Below are 19,826 nucleotides of genomic sequence, written 5' to 3'. Positions count from 1 at the left end.
GCCAGCGCAGCCGGGGCTATTGGCTAGCCTGAAGCTCCGGGGCCGTCGCACCTTGGGTATCTCGGCGCTTCGCCCCGCAACCCAACCTGCAAGAGCTCACTACACGAACGGCGGCGCCTCCAGCACCTCGATCAGCAGCGGCCGGTCGGCCGGTGCGCTGCGTAGCAACTCGTGCAGATGGGCGTGGTCGCGGGCGCGTTCGGCGGCGCAGCCGAAGCCCCGGGCGATGGCGAGGAAGTCCGGGGTGTAGATGTCCACGCCGAGCGGGGTGATGGCGCGGCGCTGCATGTAGCGCTTGATCTCGCCATAGCCGTGGTTGTTCCACAGCAGCACGACGATGCCGACCTTGGCCTCCACCGCGCTGGCCAGTTCCGGCAGGCTGAACTGCAGGCCGCCGTCGCCGATCAGGCAGATCACCGGCCGCGCCGGCTCCGCCAGCTTGGCGCCGAGTGCCGCCGGCAGGCCGTAGCCGAGGGTGCCGTAGCCGGTGGAGGAGTTGAACCAGCGCCGTGGGCCGTCCAGCTCGACCAGATGGTTGCCGCTGTACACGGTCTGCGTCGAGTCGCCGACGAAGCGCGCGTCCGGCAGGGTGGCGAGGATGCCGTCGAACAGCTGGCGGTAGTGCGCCCAGCCGCTGAAGCCTTCGGCCAGCTCGGCGCGTGCATTGGCGGCGCGGCGGGCGCCGGGGCTGTGCGCGCTGAGTTCGCCGACCGGCAGGTCGGCCAGCAGCATGCGCATGGCCAGGCGCGCATCGCCCTGGATGGCCAGTTGCGCAATGGCATTGCGCAGCAGTTGCTGGGCGTCGATGTCGATGCGGATCAGCGCGCCGCCGATCTTGAAGCCGCCGTCGAACACCACGTCGTAGTCGGTCTCGCCCAGCTCGGTGCCGATCGCCAGGACCACGTCGGCGTCCAGCGCCAGTTGGCGCACTGGCAGCAGCGACTGGTTGCTGCCGAGCAGCAGCGGGTGCTCGGCCGGCAGCAGGCCCTTGGCGTTGATGGTCAGCGCGGTCGGCGCGTCCAGGGCCTGGGCCAGCGCGCGTACTTCGGCGGCGGCCTCGACGCAGCCGCCGCCGATCAGCAGCAGCGGCCGTTTGGCCTGGCGCAACTGCGCCGCCGCCTCGCGCAGCAGGCTGCGATTGGGCGCCGGGCGCAGCAGCTGCGGCTTGGCCACGACGCGCAGGTGCGCGGCCGGGGCGGTGATGATGTCCAGCGGCAGCTCGATGTGCACCGGGCGCGGCCGCTCGCTGTCGAACACGGCGAAGGCGCGCGCCAGCACCGCCGGCAGTTCCTCGACGCTCATCAGGGTGTGGCTGAAGGCCGTCACCCCGGCCGTCAGGTTGCGCTGGTTGGGCAGCTCGTGCAGGTAGCCCTTGCCCAGGCCGAGGCGCTCGCGCTCGTTGACGCTGGAGATCACCAGCATCGGGATCGAGTCGGCATAGGCCTGGGCCATGGCGGTGAGGATGTTGGTCATCCCCGGGCCGGTGATGATGAAACACACGCCAGGCTTGCCGCTCACTCTGGCGTAACCGTCGGCCATGAAACCGGCGCCCTGTTCGTGGCGCGGGGTGATGTGGCGGATCTTGCTGCCCGGCAGGCCGCGATACAGCTCGACGGTATGCACGCCGGGGATGCCGAACACGGTGTCGACGCCCCAGGCTTCCAGTTGTTTGACGAGGAATTCGCCGCAGGTGGTCATAGGGTCTTCCTTAGGCTATGTCCAAGTTAGTGTTGGACGGACTCATAGGGCTTTTTGCTTCCCTCTGGGGAGAGGGTTAGGGAGAGGGGCTGAGCGCTCAGGTAAGCGCCTTTGCCTGCCCGCTTACCCTCTCCCCCAGCTCCTCTCCCCCCTCTTCATAAATGAGAGCAGGGCGAGGGGAGCCAAGGGTCGCGCCTCGACTGTCAGGCCAGGCTGGCGGCCGGGGCCGGGCGGCGCGACAGTAGGCTGATGGCGACGAAGCTGACGGCGCCGATGGCCAGGCTGTAGTAGATCGGCGTGTTCGCCTCCAGGCCGTCCTTGACCATGAACAGGGCGGCGGTGAGGCTGCCGAGGACCATGCTGGTGATCGCCGCGCCGGTGGTGGCGCGCTTCCAGTAGATGGCGCCGAGCAGCGGGATCAGCATGCCGCCGACCAACAGGTTGTAGGCCAGGGTCAGGGCGCTGAGCACGTCGCTGACCACCAGCGCGGTGCCCAGCACTACCAGGCCCAGCAGCAGGGTGAAGATGCGGTTCTCGTGGACGCTGCCTTCCTCGCCCTTGCGCCCGCTGAGCAGCGGCCACAGGTCCTGGGCGGCGGTGGTCGAGGCGGCGAGCAGGCCGGCGCTGGCGGTGGACATCAGCGCGGCCAGGGCGGCGGCGACGACCAGGCCACGGACGCCGTCCGGCAGGCTGACCTGGACGATGGTGGCGAAGGCGTTGTTGACGTTGTCCAGATCCGGCAGCAGAACCTTGGCGGCCATGCCGGTCAACGCGCAGGCCAGGCCGAAGAGCACGCAGTAGATGCCGGCGACGGAGCCGGCGACCTTGGCGATCTTCTCGCTACGGGCGGTGAACACCCGCTGCCAGATGTCCTGGCCAATGAAGATGCCGAAGAAGTAGATCAGGAAGTAGGTGACGATGGTGTCCCAGCCGATCGCGGTGAAATCGAAATAGCTGGCCGGCAGCTTGGTCACCAGCGCATCCCAGCCGCCGGCGTCGCTGATCGACATGGGCATGAGGATGAACATCAGGCCGACGGTCATGATCAGGAACTGCACGATGTCGGTGAGGGTCAGCGACCACATGCCGCCGATGGTGGAGTAGAGCACCACGATGCCGCCGCCGAGCAGGATCGAAACCCAGAACGGCAGGCCGAACAGCACCTGCATCACCGTGCCGATGGCGATGGTCGAGGTGGCGCCGATCATCAGCGCATAGACCAGCATGATCGCCGCGCTGGCGTGGCGGGCGGTGGGGTTGAAGCGGCGTTCCAGCACCTGGGTGACGGTGTAGATCTTCAGCTTCAGCAGCGGCTTGGCGAGGAACAGGCTGATGCCGATGATGCCCAGGCCGAGCGCGGCGCACAGCCAGAAGCCGGAAATCCCATGGACGTAGCCGAGACGCACGGTGCCGATGGTCGAGGCACCGCCGAGCACGGTGGCGGCCATGGTGCCGAGGTAGAAGCCGGGGCCGAGATTACGCCCGGCGACCAGGTAGTCCTCGCGGGTCTTGGCGCGGCGCATGCCGTACCAGCCGAGCGCCAGCATGGCGGCGACATAGAGGAGGACGACGAATAGATCCAAAGCCATGATGGGTACCCTCTTACTTTTGTAATTGTTGTCGCTCGTCGGGCGAGCGCTGGGTGCCCGGACCCAAGGCTGGCTGGTCCGGGCGGGTCATCGCACACGCAATAGATGGTTCTGGCGTTTAGCGCCTGTTTATGCCCTTGCGAGCGGCACCTTGTGGGTTATTCCACTCGGGGGTTTTGTTCGTGTACCCCCTCTCCCGTTTACGGGAGAGGGTTGGGGAGAGGGCCTGTTGCCGGCAGCCCTCTCCCCCGGCCCCTCTCCCACAAGTGGGAGAGGGGAGTTTTCGAGATCCTGAACAGGTTCTTAGCGCCGCTGCACTCCGGGCAGCACGCAGAGCATTTCGTAGAGCAGGTTGGCGCCGAGCAGCGAGGTGTTGCCGGTGGTGTCGTAGGGCGGGGAGACCTCGACCAGGTCGCAGCCGATGAGGTCCAGGCCGTGGCAGCCGCGGATGATCTCGATCGCCTGGATGGTGGTCAGGCCACCGATCTCCGGGGTGCCGGTGCCGGGCGCCCAGGCCGGGTCGATACCGTCGATGTCGAACGACAGGTACACCGGGCCGCCGTCGACCTTGGCGCGCACTTCCTCCATCAGCGGGGCGAGCGACTTGTGCCAGCACTCCTCGGCCTGCACCACGCGAAAGCCCTGCTTGCGGCTCCAGTTGAAGTCCTCGGCGGTGTAGCCCTGGGCGCGCAGGCCGATCTGCACCACGCGGTCGCAGTCGAGCAGGTCTTCCTCCACCGCGCGGCGGAAGGTGGTGCCGTGGGCGATCTTCTCGCCGAACATGTGGTCGTTGACGTCGGCATGGGCGTCGATGTGCACCAGGCCGACCTTGCCGTGCTTCTTCTTGATCGCCCGCAGGATCGGCAGGGTGATGGTGTGGTCGCCGCCGAGGGTCAGCGGGACGATGCCGTGGTCGAGGATGCGGTCGTATTCCTGCTCGATGATGCGCACGGCGTCCAGCAGGTTGAAGGTGTTGATCGCCACGTCGCCGATGTCGGCCACGTTCAGCGAGTCGAACGGCGCGGCGCCGGTGGCCATGTTGTAGGGGCGGATCATCACGGATTCGGCGCGGATTTCGCGCGGGCCGAAGCGGGTGCCGGAACGCAGCGAGGTGCCGATGTCCAGCGGCACGCCGACGAAGGCGGCGTCGAGGGCGTTGAGCTGTTCGGGAGTCTGGATATGCGGCAGGCGCATCATGGTGGCGATGCCGCCGAAACGGGGCATTTCATTGCCGCCCAGGGGCTGGTGGAGGATCTTGTCCACGGGGGGCCTCACGGTGTTGTGGTTGTAATAGTGGTGAGGCGGATTCTTGGCCGGGATGCGCGGGGGTAAAATCGCTGGCGGCAAAAACTTAGTTCAGAGATTTCTAAACTAATGGCAGACTCAAGTCGGTGCCGGTCGATGGGTATCGCTGCGCTCAACCCATCCTACGAAAAGGCTCTGTCCCAGTTAGTGGCTTGCATGGTCTCGCGTAGGGTGGGTTAGCCGAAGGCGTAACCCACCGACCGGCCGTCAGGCTGGCAATGGCGATGCCTGGTTGCATCGATGCTGGGTTACGCCGCTACGCGGCTAACCCACCTGAAACTTTCCATGTATGCAAACGGATGACCCCGATGAGCCAGGCTCTGCCCGATCTCAAGCTGCTGCGCATCTTCGTCAGCGTGGTGCGCAACCAGGGTTTCGCCGCCGCGCAGCAGGAGCTGAACCTGTCCACCTCGGCGATCAGCACCTACATGAGCCAACTGGAAAGCCAGCTGGGCCTGAGCCTCTGCCATCGCGGCCGCGGCGGCTTCAGCCTGACCAGCAAGGGCGAGCTGTTCTTCCAGGAAACCCTGCGCCTGTTCGGCGAGCTGGAAGGTTTCGAGCGCTACTCGGCGGCGCTCAAGGGCGAGCTGCGCGGCACCTTGAACCTCGGCGTGCTCGATTCCACCGTCAGCGACCCGGCCCTGCCGCTGGCCGAGGTGATCGGCGCTTACAGCCAGGAGCACGCGGCGGTGCACCTGCACCTGTCGGTGATGAGCCCCTACGAACTGCAACTGGGCGTGCTCGACAACCGCCTGGATCTGGCCATCGGCGCCTTCTCCACGCGCATGAACGGCCTGGTCTACCAGCCGCTGTACCGCGAGCAGCACTGGCTGTACTGCAGCGAACGCCATCCGCTGTTCGCCGAACGGCGCATCCCCGCCGAAGTCATCACCCAGCAGCGCATGGTCGGCCGCGGCTACTGGAGCCAGGCCGAACTGGCCCGCCACGGCTTCAAGCACAGCGCGGCGACGGTGGAATCGATGGAGGCGCAACTGATTCTGGTGCTGTCCGGCGCCTACATCGGCTACCTGCCCGAGCATTACGCGCAACCCTGGGTCGAACAGGAACGCTTACGTGTGCTGCTGCCGGCGACCTTCGGCTACCAGGCGCCGTTTTCCCTGATCCTGCGCCGCGGCCGCTCGCGCGAGCCCTTGATCCAGACCTTTCGCGATTTGCTCAAGGCGCAGCTCAATCAGAGCTAAAGCCGCTTAGTTCAGCCAGGGCGCAACTGAGTGGGCGCCATCGCCGGCCGATTGGGTTTTCCGCCGCGCTCGTCCTATATATTCACTAAGCCTCGGCAGGGCCCGGCCCAGACAGGGCGCCACGCGGGCGCAGTGTGTTGGTCGGCTGTCACCCGTTCCACACGAGGAGGGTTGCCCATGTGCGCACGTGATCCGCTCCACTGCATCATCCCGCCGTACATCATCGAGCACCTGGCCCAGTCGGCCGACCCGGAGGTGCGCTGCCGGGCGATCGCCAACCTCGCCGCGAGCAAGACGTTCCGTGCCGTGCGCACCACGGCCCAGGCCATGCCGGGCTTGCTGGCGACCATGTCGCCCGCGCGCAGCAAGCACCGGCTGGTCTATGACGCCGGGCACACGGACCAGTTGCCCGGCGCGCTGGTCCGCGCCGAAGGCCAGAACGGTGTGGCCGATCCGGCGGTGAACGAGGCTTACGACGGCTCCGGGGATACCTACGATTTCTTCCATGAATTGTTCCAGCGCAACTCGCTCGACGCCAACGGCATGAGCCTGATTTCCACCGTGCACGTCGCCGAGGTGGATTACTGTGGCGAGTTCACGCCGATGAACAACGCCTTCTGGAATGGCCAGCAAATGGCCTACGGCGATGGTGATGGCAGCATCTTCCAACGCTTCACCCGCTCCTTGGAGGTCATCGGCCACGAGCTGAGCCACGGGGTCCAGTCGTTCACCAGCAACCTGAGTTACTTCGGTCAGTCGGGCGCGCTCAATGAGCACTTTGCCGATGTGTTCGGCATCCTGGTGCGGCAGTGGAGGCACGGCGAGACGGCCGCTGATGCCAGTTGGCTGATCGGCGCCGAGGTGCTGGTGCCGGCGCCCACCCGGCGCGGGATTCGCGACATGGAGAAGCCCGGCACGGCGTTCGTCAACGACCCCGAGCTGGGCAATGACCCCCAGCCGGCGCACATGTCCAAGCTCTATACTGGCCCGCGGGATAACGGCGGCGTGCACATCAACTCGGGGATTCCCAACCGGGCTTTCGTGCTGGTGGCCAAGGCGCTCGGCGGCAATGCCTGGGACGTCGCCGGGCGGATCTGGTACGAGACCCTGGTGCAACTCACCTCGTCCAGCCAGTTTGTCGATTGCGCCCGGGTGAGCGTGCAAATCGCCGGCATGCCGAAATACGGCGCGGTGGCGAAAAAGGCGGTCAAGGCCGCGTGGAAACAGGTTGGCATCCAGGTGTAATGAGTGGCCGTCGAGGACAGATGAATGAAAGTCCACTTTGTGCAATCAGGTGGGTTCGTCGGGGTAGTCAAAGGCTGCGTGCTCGACACCGCCGTCCTTGACCAGGATGAGGCGCAAGAACTCCAACGTCTGGTCAAGGCGAGCGGCATCGCCAGCTCGGGCGTCTATTTCTCCGCGCAGGCCAGGGATGTTCAGCAGTACGAAATCACCATCGAAGACGAGAGCCCGGTCTCGGTCGCGTTCGATGACTTGAGCCTGCCGTCCTCCGCCCGGCTCTTGGTCGGTTTCCTGAAAAAGCGCGCGCGGCCGCAAGGCCTCGGCTGAATGCCGCGGCCCCGTGCCAAAGTTCCTGGCTTCGGTCTGCCCCCTTTCCAGGGCTATGCGCTTGTTAAGCGTTGAACGCCGCTTTCGTAGGGTGGGTTAGCCGCGTAGCGGCGTAACCCACCAGCGCTGCTGCCCTGGACTCCGGGGTCCAGCAGGATTGGTGGGTTAGGCCTATGGCTAACCCACCCTTGTATCTCGACTATCGTCCCGTGAGGGGGATAGTCCCCGACTGATCATCGGGGGAGGGCCTGGAAGTCGTACCCACCCTAAGGCCTCGAGCCAGCTTTGTAGATAGTGCTCCAGCCCTCCACACTCACTCGAACAGTCCGAACGGTATCTAGGGCCCACCACAGGTGAGAGCTCGCATTCACAAGGTAGGGCCGGGTGCAGTGATGATCATCCTGAATGGATTAGCTGAGGAGTCTTCATGTTCAGCATCGTCGGCATCGACATCGCCAAGCACAGTTTCGACATCGCCACCCTGCAGGCGAATGGCAAGTACCGCACCAAGGCCAAGCTGGCCAATAACGCCGCGGGTTTCCAGGTACTACAGGAGTGGCTGCAGCAGTACGCCGAGCCGGGTGCCTGGATCGTGATGGAGGCCACCGGCACCTATCACGAGGCGCTGGCCGAACACCTGCACGGCCTGAGCTACCGGGTCTGTGTGATGAATCCCGCGCAGCTTGCCAGCTACGCCCGGAGCCAGCTGCAGCGGGTCAAGACGGACCAGGTCGACGCCAAGCTGATGGCCAGCTACGGCCAGCGGCACGTGGATGAGCTACGCGCCTGGCAGCCCGAGCCACCGGCGATACGCCGCCTGCGCGCGTTGGTGCGGCGTCTGCAGGACCTCAAGGAGATTGAGCAGATGGAGCGCAATCGCCTGGATGTCGCCGATGCCAGCGTGCAGGATTCGATCCGTTCGGTGTTGGAGCATGTCGAGCAGCAGATTGCCGAGACCCTGCAGGCCATCCGGGCACACATCGATGACGATCCGGACCTGCGCGGTAAGCGCGATCTGCTGGTCAGCATCGATGGCATCGGCGAGCAGACGGCCGCCTTGCTCCTGGCGGAGCTGGGCGATCCGCTACAGTTCAAGAATGTCCGGGCGATCACCGCGTTCGCCGGGTTGAACCCGAAGCTGCAGGAGTCGGGCCAGTACCAGGGCCGCGTGCGCATCTCCCGCGTGGGCTCGGCTCGTCTGCGCACCGGCCTGTACATGCCGGCGGTCGTCTCGCTGAGCCACAAGCCGGCGATCAAAGCCTTGGCACAGCGCCTGCGAGCCCGCGGCAAAGCCGGCAAGCAGATCGTCTGCGCGGCGATGCGCAAACTGCTGCACATCGCCTATGGCGTACTCAAGTCGGGCCAACCCTTTGATGCTCGCCTGGCCCTTGCCCACTGAGTGACAAGACGGTATCTACGAATCAGCGCATTGCCAATGCTCCTTGTTTCTGCCTGCCTCAACCGAGCAGCTGGTATGGCCCACCCTTTTCCAGCGCGCGCTGGTAGGCCGGACGAGCGTGGATGCGCTGCAGGAAGTCATTCAGCTTCGGCCGGCTGGCGTTCAGCCCACCGCGCGCCTGCGCGGCCTCCAACGGGAAGCTCATCTGGATGTCGGCGGCGCTGAACGCCTCGCCGGTGAACCACGGGCTCTTGCCCAGTTCCCCTTCCAGATAGTCCAAGTGCTGGTTGATCTGCGGCTGGATGAAGCTGCTCTTGGCTTTGCCGGCGATGGCCTTGGCGATCGGGCGGATGAAGAACGGTAGCGGCCCCTGCTCGATGCGGTCGAACACCAGCTTGAGCAGCAAGGGCGGCATGGCCGAGCCCTCGGCATAGTGCAGCCAGTAGCGGTAGCGCAGGCGCTCGGGCGTGCCGGCGGCGGGTTGCAGCTGGCCGTTGCCGTAGCGTTCCACCAGGTATTCGAGGATGGCGCCGGACTCGGCCAGGGTCAGCTCGCCGTCGCTGATCACCGGCGACTTGCCCAGCGGATGCACGGCGCGCAGTGCGGGCGGGGCCAGCATGGTCCGCGGGTCGCGCTGGTAGTGCTTGATCTCGTAGGGCAGGCCCAGTTCCTCCAGCAGCCAGAGCACGCGCTGCGAGCGGGAATTGTTGAGGTGGTGGACGACGATCATCGTGCGGCTCCTTGGTGTGGCCCCTGGGTGCGGCTTTGGGGTGCGGCTCTTGGGTGAGTGTTCAGCGGCGTTTCAAGAGTTGCTTGAGGCTTTGCGGGTCGTGCCGGAGCCATGCGGCATCGGCGGTGAACTGGGCGTCGTTCATGCCCGGTTGACGAAACAGAGTAAAGACCACAGCGCAGCCGCTGCCGTTGACGATTTTTTCTGCGAGTCGCCTGCCTGCTTCGGGCCGCGTCGAGCCGGGAGCCCCAGGGTGGGCGCTCGTCGAAAGGCGCGTTCACCGCTATGGTGATTCCGCACGGTCTCCCCAATCCTGTCCGCGACTGGAAGGTGCAGCCCCTATGAAGCCACAACAGCAACCGACCACGCTCGATGACGACATCTGCGTGCATATATTCTCGGCTTCGGCCGCCATGGTGGGGGTATGCATCACCGTCATCGGTATCCTTCAGGTGGTGCTGACCCTGCGCAAGGTGAACCTGCTCGGCGATGATCTCCTGGCCGCCAACGCCATGATCTACCTGGCCGCTGCGTTGATCGCGTACTGGAGCCTGCGCACGCGCAAGACTCGGCGCAACTATCGAATCGAACGGGTAGCCGATGCACTCTTCCTGATTGCGCTGGTCTTCACCGCCGTCAACGCGGGTTTCATCACCTGGACGGTGTCGGCGTCCTAACCGCGCCTCTAGGGTCTGTTGACGTTTCGCTCCGGCCGCGGCGGAGCCTGTTTTTGCGCGGGGCAAGGCGCGAGGAGAGTGGTTTGGTATTCCAAATGAACGATGAGCAACGCGGCACCGCGCAAAAACAGGCCCGTCCCTTCGGGTTGCGCGGCAAATGGCGCCATGCGTCGTTGCGGGACTTGGCAAGGGAACGACCATTCCCTGCGTCCCGCGCCTAGCCTGGCGCCATTTGGCGCGGCAACGCGGTTCGGATCGAAACGTCAACAGACCCTAGCGTTCCGGTGACGCCGATCCGCGCCCGATTACGCCAACCCGGTGCTTATTCGTCGCGGAGCGGCCCTTCACCCGGCCGGGTATTTCCTTGCCGTCACGCTCTACATTGAGAAGACGGTTAGTGCAGCGGCTTGAGGCTAGGAACGCATGTATCACGGGGAACGACTCAACGCCTGGACGCACTTGGTCGGGGCGGTCCTGGCCCTGATCGGCGTGGTCTGGCTGCTGGTGTCGGCGAGCCTGGATGGCTCCCCGTGGAAGATCGTCAGCGTCGCGATCTACGGCGCCACCTTACTGCTGCTCTACAGCATCTCGACGGTCTATCACAGCGTGCAGGGGCGGGCGAAGGCGATCATGCGCAAGCTCGATCACCTGTCGATTTATCTCTTGATTGCCGGCAGCTACACGCCGTTTTGCCTGGTGACTTTGCGTGGGCCGTGGGGCTGGTCGCTGTTCGGCATCGTCTGGGGGCTAGCGCTGATCGGCATGCTGCAAGAGCTCAAACCGCGCTCCGAGGCGCGGGTTTTGTCCATCGTGATCTATGCGCTGATGGGCTGGATCGTCCTGGTGGCGGTCCAGCCGCTGATCGCCGCCCTAGGTCCTGTGGGCTTTAGCTGGTTGGCCGCCGGCGGGGCTTTCTATACCGTCGGGATCGTCTTCTTTGCCTTCGACAACCGCTTCCGCCATTGGCATGGCATCTGGCACCTGTTTGTCGTTGCCGGGAGCGTGCTGCACTTTGTCGCGATCTGGTTCTATGTCTTGTGACCCCAGGCTCGCCTGTTCTCGCCGTGGGGGGCGGGGGCGACCCGCGCGGTTGATCGCGCTGCAGTTATCTCATAGGGCAGGGCGAGCTCTTGGTTAGCGGCTTTCCAGCAACTGTTTGAGGCTTTGCAGGTCGCGTCGGACCCATTCGGCATCGGCGGCGAACTGCGCATCGTCCATGCCCGGCTGGCGAAACAGGGTAAAGACCACATCGCAGCCGCTGCCGTTGGCGATCACCCGCAGCGGCACATAGATCTCGATGCCGGGCGCGGGGTAGACATAGTGGTCGAGCACACCGAAGGAATTGGCTTCGCTGAAGCGGATACGCACGCGGCCCAGGGCGGTGTCGGCGAACCATTGGCCGTCGACCTGCTGCAGGCCGCCGCCGAGCCCGGAGGCCCAGAGCGGAAAGTTGGCCGGCAGCGAGGCGAAGTCGTAGACCGCCTGCACATGGCGCCGGATATGTACGCTGATGGTTTGCGCCGGCAAGGGTTCGCTCATGCTGTGCCTCGTTTGCCCGGTGTCGCTGCTGTGCCTATGGCACACTGCGAGGCCCGGGAGAATTTGTATGTCACGCCCACATTGCCCCCGTTGTACCCGTCCGCTCAACCATTGCCTGTGCGCGCTGATTGCGCAAGTCGACAGTCGCACGCGGCTGCTGATCCTGCAGCATCCGAGCGAAGTCAAACACGCGCTGAATACCGCGCGGCTGGCGGCTCTTGGCCTGCGTAATGCCGAGCTGGTGGTGGGCGAGCGCTTCGATGATCTGGCCGCGCGCCTGGCGCAGCCGGGCTATCGGCCGTGCCTGCTGTTCCCCGATGCGCAGGCCGTGCCGCTGGCCGAGTTCGCCGGGCAGCAGCAGGCGCAGCCACTGCTGCTGGTGGTGCCGGACGGCACCTGGCGCAAGGCGCGCAAGCTGCTGCACTGCAATCCGCTGCTTGAGACGCTGCCGCGGGTCAGCCTGCCGGCGGGCTTGAGTTCGCGCTACCGGCTGCGCAAGGCGCCGATGGCCGGCGCGCTGTCGACCCTGGAGGCGATAGTCGTGGCGCTGGACATCATCGAGGCGCCGCAGCGTTTCGATGCCTTGCTGCAGCCGTTCGAAGCCTTGATCGACGGGCAGATCGCGGCGATGGGCGAGGAGACCTTTAGGCGCAATCATGCCGAACGCGGCGAATGAATGTGGGCGCCTAGTGTTGGCCTGGGTGGGAGTTGGCAGCTAATAAGTTTAATACTCCGGAATGCCCGTTCTGAATGGGCATTCCGGATTTGGCCAATTGGCATTGACTGCATGCTGGCGCGGGCCACGGATATTTTTATATGTCGCTAATTTAGCTCCGTTAATTTTCAAAAAAACACGCGCAGCCTCATCTTTTAATCAGATCGGCAGCCGGCTTTTTAGTCAGATCAAGTGTTTGATTTGCTGAGTTAGATTGCGAAGCACAAACGGGGTCATTTTCAAAGCATGCTGTCCCCAATTCACCACCATTTGGCTGACAGGCCGGTCCGCAAATGGCATCCATTTCCGGAGATGAGGCGCAATCCAGGTTGGCGCATACATCAATGTGCGAACCATCTTGGCAGAAGCAGCGCAACAGCTTAGCGCCTGTGCCTGATACGCCTTGGTATTGCAGAGTCGTTGGGGTGGTGAAGCCGAAGGTCAGATACCACGGCTCTTTCAGCGGTCCACCGCTGGCGGAAGAAGCCACGAAAGGCACAAAGGACTTATTCGCCACATCGTAGCGACGTACTTCGCCGGTGTTGTTTATGGGGACGAACAGTTGTCCGCCAGGGCCGAAGAGGAGCGCTTGGGCAAAGGCGCGTGGCTCGCCCACCTGGTATAGATCGATCTTATCGACGAACAGACCTTTTCCGTCGTAGATGCGGATGGCGTCGGTATCCGTGCCATCGGCCGCAAAGCTCGTGATGTACAGGCGTCCGTCAGGCCCGAAGACCAAGCCCTCAGGCCTGTTCAGCTTGCCGACCCCACCCTTGTCGGCGATGAAGATGCCGGCAAATTTCCCGTCGGGCGAGAAGCGCACCACATGGCCGCCGAGTCCATTCTGGCGAAGATTGCGTAAAGAGACATAGAGCAAGCCATCGGGACCGAATACCACCGAGCGTGGATGCCAGTCCACGGCGGGGAACCGTTCAGGTTTGAGTTCACGAAGGAATGTTCCGGCTGCGTTATAGGTACGCACCTTGCCGGGTGATTTCCCGTTTGAAGAAACCAGGTCTGCCACATACAAGGTGTTCTCAAGATTCAGAACGATGCCACGCGGTGCGAAGGGCGAATTTTTCGCGGAAGAGGCAACCAGTTTGCCTTGGAACTCACCGGTCTGGATGTTGTAGCGCAGGACTTCTCCGGGGATATTGAGGTTAACGTTTTGATTAACGACCAGGAGACTGCCGCCGGATGATAGGAGCCCCCGTGGGCCGGCGAGTGGAACACTCTGACTTGAATGCACGAAAGCGTCCGGGTCGTTCGCCGGGTTTATATCGTCATCCAGAAATTGCCCCGTGTCGGCATCGAATCTTTTGATACTGCTATCCCCACCTGCGCCCCCGTCGCCGATATAGAGAATGTCCGCACTAAAAGCTGGCTGGGCGCCAAACGCTGCCATTAAGGAAAATGCGGTACAAAGTACTAATAGATGTTTTTTTAAGTTCACGCTTTTTCTGTTCATGGCGCGCTCCTCAATTTAATTTGGTGGCATGGTAATGTTGTTTTTTATATTTCCTCCTTCGGGTTGTTCGGGGTGTTAAATGAATTCGCCATTGCAATTAAGTATTCTGAATTGATATTACTGTTAGTGTGGTTTTCTATTTTGCGGAATGGTTTGGCGGGGTTTGCGTGGGGCTTTGGTCTGATCAAGGCGTTCATGCAGCTTAGTAGGGATGTTTGATGTGTCAGGCGGGTAATAAAATCAATTGGCGATATTAAGTATTACGGTTTTGAATAGGTAATGTCGTCTGGCTATTTTGCGCGGTACGGAAGTTATTTATGGTTATTTATTTTATGGGGGCATTTCTGGGCCACAGCCAGTCCAGCACGGATGGATACGGATCAGTTTCGAAGAAGAACGACTGTTAGCAAGTAGCCCGGGTGCAATCTGGATGCAGGCAACTCCGCTTCCCGGATTGCATCCGGGCTATGGGGCTCGGCGCTGCTGGCGCCGTTCGAGGCATTGATCGACGGGCAGATCGCGGCGATGGGCGAGGAGACCTTTCGGCGCAATCACTCGTAGGATGGGTTGAGCGCAGCGATACCCATGCGGGTACGGATTGATGGGTATCGCTGCGCTCAACCCATCCTACCGCTCGCGCAGCGCTTCCCAGCGCGCCTTCAGGACTGGCTTCAACAGGTAATCCAGCACGCTCTTCTCGCCGGTGATGATGCCGACGTTGGCGATCATGCCGGGGATGATCAGCAGCGGGTGCTGGTCGGTGCCCAGGTGACTCTTATCGGTGCGGACCTGGATCAGGTAGAAGCTGTTTCCCTTGTCGTCGGTGACGGTGTCGGCGCTGATCAGTTCGAGCTTGGCCTTGAGGCCGCCATAGATGGTGTAGTCGTAGGCGGTGAATTTCACCGTGGCGCTCTGCCCAGGATGCAGGAAGGCGACGTCTTGCGGGCGTACGCGCGCCTCGATCAGCAGGTTGTCTTCCAGCGGCACGATTTCCAGCATGTCGCTGCCCGGCTGCACCACGCCGCCGATGGTGTTGATCTTCAGTTGCTTGACGATGCCGCGCACCGGCGAGACCACGGTCGAGCGGCTGACCCGGTCCTCGATGGCGACGCTGGTGGCGGTGATCTTCTGCAGTTCGGTGCGCGCTGCGTTGAGATCCTTGGCGGCATCGGAGCGGAAGGCCAGCTCGGACTCCTCGATCTTGCTCTTGATCTCGTTGATCGCCGCCTCTGCGCGCGGAATCGCCAGGGTGGTGGCATCCAGCGAGCCGCGCACTTCCACGGCACTACGGCGCAGACGGAGGATTTCCACTTCGGAAATGGCGCCGGTGCCCACCAGCGGGGCGGACATGTTCAGTTCCTGCTGGAGCAGCCCGAGGCTGGAGCGGTATTGCTGCTGCTTCGAGCGGAATTCCGCTAGTTCCTGGTTCTTCTGCCGCAGTTGCTCGTTGAGCGTGCGTTGCTCGCTGCTCAGGCGGCGTTGCCGCGAGTCGTACAGGCCGAGTTCGTCGGCGGCCAGTTGCGGCGCTGCACGGGCGATTTCTTCCGGCAGGGCGAGGGCGCGGCCTTCGGTTTCCGCCGCCAGGCGCTCGACGCGAGCGATCAGGGCCAGGCGGTCGGCTTCGCTTTCGCCCTTGTTGGACTGGTAGCGGGTGTCGTCCAGACGCAGCAGCTTGTCGCCCTTATTCACCACCTGGCCTTCGCGCACGAAGATCTCGGTGACGATGCCACCCTCGAGGTTCTGGATGACCTGCACCTTGCTGGAGGGAATCGCCTTGCCTTCGCCGCTGGTGACTTCCTCCAGCACGGCGAACTTGGCCCACACCAGTGCCACCAGGAGCAGCACGGCCACCACCCAGACGGTGATGCGCGCCAGCCAGGGCGAGTCTTCCAGCATCGCGCCCTCGACTTCCGGCATGAACTCGGTGTCCTGCCGGTGCCGGCGCAGGCCAGCGAAGTAGCCGCGTACGGCTTGGATCATCGCCATGCCTGGCTCCTATACCGGCGCCGGGCCGATGCGGCCCTTGCGCAGTGCTTCGATCACCGAGTCTTTCGGCCCATCGGCAACGATGTGGCCGTTGTCCAGCACCAGCAGGCGATCGACCAGGCTGAGCATCGAGCTGCGGTGAGTAATCAGCAGCAGGGTTTTGCCTTGCACCCAGGTTTGCAGGCGCGCGCGCAGCACCTCTTCGCTGGAGTTGTCCATGGCGCTGGTGGGTTCGTCGAGCAGCAGGATCGGCGGGTCGAGCAGCAGCGCGCGGGCCAACAGCACGGCCTGGCGCTGGCCGCCGGAGAGCAGTTGGCCGCGTTCGCCGACCGGGCGGTCGAAACCTTGCGGATGCTGGCGGGCCAGTTCGCTAACGCCGGTGAGATCCGCCACTTCGAGCATGCGCGCGTCGCTGACGTAGCGGGCGCCGAGGGTCAGGTTGTCGCGCAGGCTGCCGGCCAGCAACGGCAGGTCGTGGGCGACATAGCCGATCTGTTGGCGCAGGTCGGCGACGTCGAGCTGGCGCAGGTCGAGGCCGTCGAGCAGCAGCTGGCCTTGGTCCGGGCTGTAGAAGCCCATCAGCAGGCGTGCCAGGGTGCTCTTGCCGGAGCCGCTGCGGCCGATGATGCCGATCCGTTCGCCGGCGCGCAGCTGCAGGCTGACATTGGCCAGCGCCGGCGTGTTCTGCCCCGGATAGCTGAAGGTCACCTGGCTGACCGCCAGATCGCCGCGCAGCACGGTGCGCTCCAGCGGCCGCTGTTTGGCCTGACGCTCCTGCGGCAGGGCCATCAGCGCGTCGGTGCTCTGCATGGTCAGCTGCGCCTGCTGGTAGCGGGTGATCAACCCGGCGATCTGCCCGAGCGGGGCGAGCACGCGGCTGCCGAGCATGTAGGTGGCGACCAGGGCACCGACGCTGAGGTCGCCGGCGATGATGGCGTAGACCCCGGCGACGATGGTGGCCATGCCGGAGAACTGCTGGATGAACAGCGTGCCGTTGGTGGCCAGGGCGGAGAGGAAGCGCGCGTGGGCGTCCAGGCGGGTGAGGGCGCCGTGGGTCGATTCCCATTGGTGCTGGCGCTCGCTTTCGGCGCCGCAGGCCTTCAGGGTTTCCAGGCCGCCGAGGGTTTCGATCAGCAGCGCCTGGCGGGCGGCGCCGAGGCTCAGGCTCTTCTCCACGGTGTCGCGCAGACGGGTCTGGATCAGCGCGGCGAAGCCGATGGTGAGCGGGAAGGCGAGCAGCGGGATGACCACCAGCCAGCCGCCGAGCAGGCCGATCACCAGGATCATCAGCAGGGCGAAGGGCAGGTCGATGATGCTGGTCAGGGTTACCGCGGTGAGGAATTCGCGCAGGCCCTGGAAGTCATGGATGCTCTGGGCGAAGCCGCCGACGCTGGCCGGGCGGGCCTTCAGCGCCATGCCGGTGATGCGCTCGAACAGGGTGGCGGAGAGCACCACGTCGGTCTTCTTGCCGGCAAGGTCCAGCAGGTGCGCGCGCAGCACGCGCAGCAGCAACTCGAACAGGGTGCCGAGCAACAGGCCGATGGCCAACACCCAGAGCGTCGCGGTGGCCTGGTTGGGCACCACGCGGTCGTAGGTCTGCATGACGAACAGCGGCATCAGCATACCCAGCAGGTTGATCAGCAGGCTGGCCAGGATCGAGTCGGTGTACAGCCAGCGCGACAGCTTGAGGGTGTCGCGGAACCAGGCCTCGATCCGCGGCAGCAGCGGCGTGCGCAGCTCTTCCAGCTCATGCCGCGGGCGGGCGAACAGCGCCTGGCCGCTGTACTCGGCGGCCAGTTGCTCGTTGGTTACCCATTGCTCGCCACCGTCGGCCTCGCAGGGCAGGATCAGCGCCAGCTCCTGGCTGCCCCACTGGCGCAGTACGGCGCTGCGGCCGCCCTTGAGCAGTAGCAGCACCGGCAGGTTGAGCGGGGAGATGGACTTGAGTTCGCGGCGCAGCAGTCGCCCCTGCAAACCGGCGCGCGCGGCGGCGCGCGGCAGCAGGTCGGCGCTCAGGCGCTGCATGGGCAAGGGCAGGCCGGCACTCAGGCTGCTGCGGCTGGCCAGGCAGCCGTGCAGCTTGCAGAGGATCAACAGGCCATCGAGTAACGGGTCGTCATGGCTGAGCCGCAGATCGGCGGAGCCGGCCAATTCCATGCTAGTCATGGACTACTCCCAGGTTCCCACGGGTGCGCCGGGCCCGGCGCAGGGAACCTACTTCAGTTCCGGTAATTGGGCCTCGCTCTTCACCGCAGACAGCGCCGTGGCTTCCGCCGGCAGCACCGTGCCTTGCTTGCGCAACAGTTCGCCGGTGGCCGAGAGCAGGCGGTACATGGAGAACTCCTCCGTGTAGCGCACATCGACATAGCGACGGTTGGCGGTAAACAGTTCGTTCTCGCTGTCCAGCAGGTCGAGCAGGGTGCGCTGACCGAGGCTGAACTGCTGTTGGTAGGCCTCGCGAACCCGCGCCGTGTAATCGGCGTACTCACGGGCCTTGGGGGTTTGCAGGCGGGCGTTCTCCATGGCGTTCCAGGCCAGCATGACGTTCTCGTTGATCTGCCGCAGGGCGTTGTTGCGGATGTCCATCGCCTGGTTGATCTGGTACGCCGAGGACTGCAGGCGGGCCTTGTCGCGCATGCCGTTGAACAGGTTGTAATTCATCACCACGCCGGCGCGCCAACCGTTGTCATGGCCATCCTCGCCACCCACGTCGTTGTCGGCATTGGTCGCCAACTCGGCATCGAAACGGGGGTAGTAAGGCGACTTGGCCACTTCGTATTGCTTCTGGGCGGCGACCACATCGGACTGTGCGGATTTCAGCAGCGGGTTGTTGTCCATCATCATCTGCCGGGCGCTGAGCTGATCCGCGGGGATCTCGCCCTTGACCGTGCCCGGGCTGACCAGCTCGTCCGGCATGCGCCCGACGGAGCTGAAGAAATTGGCCTCGGCGTCCGCCAGGTTGACCTGCTCGGTGTAGAGGTTGTTCTGCGCCAGGGCCAGGCGCGCTTCGGCCTGGTCGAAGTCGGCTGAGCTGCCGACACCGCGCTCCTTGCGCAGACCGATCTGGTCGCTGATGCGGGTATGGGCCTGCAGATTGTTCTTGGCCAGGTCCACCATCTCGCGGCGCTTGAGGACGTCCAGATAGACCTCCACGGTGCGCAGCGCCAGGCTTTCGGCGGTGCCCTGGATGAAGTACGCCCGCGAGTTGCTCACCGCCTTGGTGCGCGCCACTTCGTTGGGGGTGTTGAAGCCGTCGAACAGCATCTGCCGCAGGCGCAGCTCGGAATTGCTGGCGTTCAGGGTTTCCTTGTGGTGGTTGCCTTGGGCGCGCGTATCGGGGTTGTCGCTCTGCTCGCGACCGTATCCGGCCAAGGCATCGAGGGTAGGGAGATAGCCGCCCTTGGCGATTTTGACTTCCTCCTCCGAAGACAACCGGCTGTTCACGCTGGCCTGGATTTCCGGGTGATTGTCCACGGTGCTCTGAATGGCGTCGGCGAGCGTCATCGCCTGGGTTTGAGCGCAGGCCATCGCCATTAGCATGCTGCTGCAAATAGGGGGCATGACGCGCATTTTGCTATTCCTCGTGTAAGACTGCTTCCCTTTGTGCCATTTTTTTGGCGTTTTACCGAAAGCGTTTTCTCTGTGTGTGTAACATCAAAGATAGGAACAACTATTCGAATTGGCTAAGACGAGTTTGTTACAAGCGTTATGAGAAATTGGTCTTATGAACTCTGTGAAAACGAGCACACTCTTTCTTCTCGAAGGCCGTGAATGCGGCTGTTTTAGCGGGTTTCAGCGGTTAAACAGGTGGTCGAACACCGTTTTAGAGCGTCCAGGAGGGGACGGATCTGGTGAGGTTGTCGGCTCAAAACGGAAGTGGCATTTTTTTGTCGCGCTGTTTTTTTTGATCTGAGTCGTGCCATTTCACCGGATTTTTTTCTTCCTCTGA

General features: G+C 63.9%; 16 protein-coding genes and 1 pseudogene. 8 read left to right on the top strand and 9 right to left on the bottom strand.

The window, feature by feature from the left end; genetic code table 11:
* Positions 1 to 99: 99 nt before the first annotated feature.
* The 3 genes from D3880_RS15240 to speB form a co-directional block, all read right to left on the bottom strand.
* Positions 100 to 1,698 carry a 5-guanidino-2-oxopentanoate decarboxylase gene (locus D3880_RS15240; protein WP_119894285.1) on the bottom strand — a complete coding sequence of 533 codons (1,599 nt, stop codon included), beginning with the start codon at positions 1,696 to 1,698 and terminating at the stop codon, positions 100 to 102.
* Positions 1,699 to 1,901: 203 nt separating this feature from the next.
* The gene (locus D3880_RS15235) at positions 1,902 to 3,287 is read right to left on the bottom strand and encodes a sodium:solute symporter family protein (protein WP_119894284.1); all 1,386 of its coding nucleotides are present in this window, start codon (positions 3,285 to 3,287) and stop codon (positions 1,902 to 1,904) included.
* A gap of 303 nt (positions 3,288 to 3,590) precedes the next feature.
* Positions 3,591 to 4,550 (bottom strand): agmatinase, encoded by a 960-nt coding sequence (speB, locus tag D3880_RS15230; RefSeq protein ID WP_119894283.1) that lies wholly within the window; start codon positions 4,548 to 4,550, stop codon positions 3,591 to 3,593.
* A gap of 350 nt (positions 4,551 to 4,900) precedes the next feature.
* Between speB and D3880_RS15225 the strand changes: the two genes are divergently transcribed.
* The 4 genes from D3880_RS15225 (at position 4,901) to D3880_RS15210 (ending at position 8,762) form a co-directional block, all read left to right on the top strand.
* Positions 4,901 to 5,794, top strand: a complete 894-nt coding sequence (locus tag D3880_RS15225) for a LysR family transcriptional regulator (RefSeq protein WP_119894282.1) — start codon at positions 4,901 to 4,903, stop codon at positions 5,792 to 5,794.
* A 177-nt stretch (positions 5,795 to 5,971) separates the two neighbouring features.
* Positions 5,972 to 7,039: a M4 family metallopeptidase gene (locus D3880_RS15220; protein ID WP_119894281.1), complete on the top strand. Its 1,068-nt coding sequence runs from the start codon at positions 5,972 to 5,974 to the stop codon at positions 7,037 to 7,039.
* Between the two features lie 24 nt (positions 7,040 to 7,063).
* The gene (locus tag D3880_RS15215) at positions 7,064 to 7,363 is read left to right on the top strand and encodes a protealysin inhibitor emfourin (protein ID WP_119894280.1); all 300 of its coding nucleotides are present in this window, start codon (positions 7,064 to 7,066) and stop codon (positions 7,361 to 7,363) included.
* A gap of 427 nt (positions 7,364 to 7,790) precedes the next feature.
* Complete coding sequence (locus D3880_RS15210) at positions 7,791 to 8,762, top strand: IS110 family RNA-guided transposase (protein ID WP_119894279.1); 972 nt, start codon at positions 7,791 to 7,793, stop codon at positions 8,760 to 8,762.
* Positions 8,763 to 8,820: 58 nt separating this feature from the next.
* Here the strand turns inward: D3880_RS15210 and D3880_RS15205 are convergent, their stop codons facing one another.
* Positions 8,821 to 9,492, bottom strand: a complete 672-nt coding sequence (locus D3880_RS15205; protein ID WP_119894278.1) for a glutathione S-transferase family protein — start codon at positions 9,490 to 9,492, stop codon at positions 8,821 to 8,823.
* A gap of 341 nt (positions 9,493 to 9,833) precedes the next feature.
* Between D3880_RS15205 and D3880_RS15200 the strand changes: the two genes are divergently transcribed.
* Both D3880_RS15200 and trhA read left to right on the top strand, forming a co-directional pair.
* A complete protein-coding gene (locus tag D3880_RS15200) occupies positions 9,834 to 10,169 on the top strand; it encodes a hypothetical protein (RefSeq protein WP_119894277.1) in 336 nt (111 codons plus the stop codon).
* Between the two features lie 423 nt (positions 10,170 to 10,592).
* Entirely contained in the window at positions 10,593 to 11,210 is a 618-nt protein-coding gene (trhA, locus tag D3880_RS15195; protein WP_119894276.1) for a PAQR family membrane homeostasis protein TrhA, read from the top strand.
* Positions 11,211 to 11,303: 93 nt separating this feature from the next.
* Here trhA and D3880_RS15190 read toward each other — a convergent pair whose 3' ends face one another.
* The gene (locus D3880_RS15190) at positions 11,304 to 11,708 is read right to left on the bottom strand and encodes an SRPBCC family protein (protein ID WP_119894275.1); all 405 of its coding nucleotides are present in this window, start codon (positions 11,706 to 11,708) and stop codon (positions 11,304 to 11,306) included.
* Between the two features lie 67 nt (positions 11,709 to 11,775).
* Here D3880_RS15190 and D3880_RS15185 point away from each other — a divergent pair, with 67 nt between their 5' ends.
* Positions 11,776 to 12,384, top strand: coding sequence for a tRNA-uridine aminocarboxypropyltransferase (locus D3880_RS15185; RefSeq protein ID WP_119894274.1), 609 nt, complete (start codon positions 11,776 to 11,778; stop codon positions 12,382 to 12,384).
* Positions 12,385 to 12,571: 187 nt separating this feature from the next.
* Here the strand turns inward: D3880_RS15185 and D3880_RS15180 are convergent, their stop codons facing one another.
* Positions 12,572 to 13,891 carry an NHL repeat-containing protein gene (locus tag D3880_RS15180; RefSeq protein ID WP_177412177.1) on the bottom strand — a complete coding sequence of 440 codons (1,320 nt, stop codon included), beginning with the start codon at positions 13,889 to 13,891 and terminating at the stop codon, positions 12,572 to 12,574.
* Between the two features lie 477 nt (positions 13,892 to 14,368).
* Here D3880_RS15180 and D3880_RS15175 point away from each other — a divergent pair.
* Positions 14,369 to 14,452 (top strand): annotated as a pseudogene (locus D3880_RS15175) (DTW domain-containing protein); the annotation flags it as partial.
* Between the two features lie 66 nt (positions 14,453 to 14,518).
* Here the strand turns inward: D3880_RS15175 and D3880_RS15170 are convergent.
* Genes D3880_RS15170 through D3880_RS15160 form a run of 3 tightly spaced genes read right to left on the bottom strand, consistent with a single transcriptional unit; the run spans position 14,519 to position 19,447 of the window.
* Positions 14,519 to 15,877 carry an HlyD family type I secretion periplasmic adaptor subunit gene (locus tag D3880_RS15170; protein WP_119894273.1) on the bottom strand — a complete coding sequence of 453 codons (1,359 nt, stop codon included), beginning with the start codon at positions 15,875 to 15,877 and terminating at the stop codon, positions 14,519 to 14,521.
* A 9-nt stretch (positions 15,878 to 15,886) separates the two neighbouring features.
* A complete protein-coding gene (locus D3880_RS15165; RefSeq protein WP_119894272.1) occupies positions 15,887 to 18,043 on the bottom strand; it encodes a type I secretion system permease/ATPase in 2,157 nt (718 codons plus the stop codon).
* 48 nt (positions 18,044 to 18,091) lie between these two features.
* Positions 18,092 to 19,447 carry a TolC family outer membrane protein gene (locus D3880_RS15160; RefSeq protein ID WP_119894271.1) on the bottom strand — a complete coding sequence of 452 codons (1,356 nt, stop codon included), beginning with the start codon at positions 19,445 to 19,447 and terminating at the stop codon, positions 18,092 to 18,094.
* Positions 19,448 to 19,826: the final 379 nt, after the last annotated feature.

Source organism: Pseudomonas cavernae (assembly GCF_003595175.1).
Taxonomy (GTDB): Bacteria; Pseudomonadota; Gammaproteobacteria; order Pseudomonadales; family Pseudomonadaceae; genus Aquipseudomonas; species Aquipseudomonas cavernae.
Note: the sequence above shows the minus strand (reverse complement) of the source record. Positions and strands in the feature narration are given on the sequence as shown.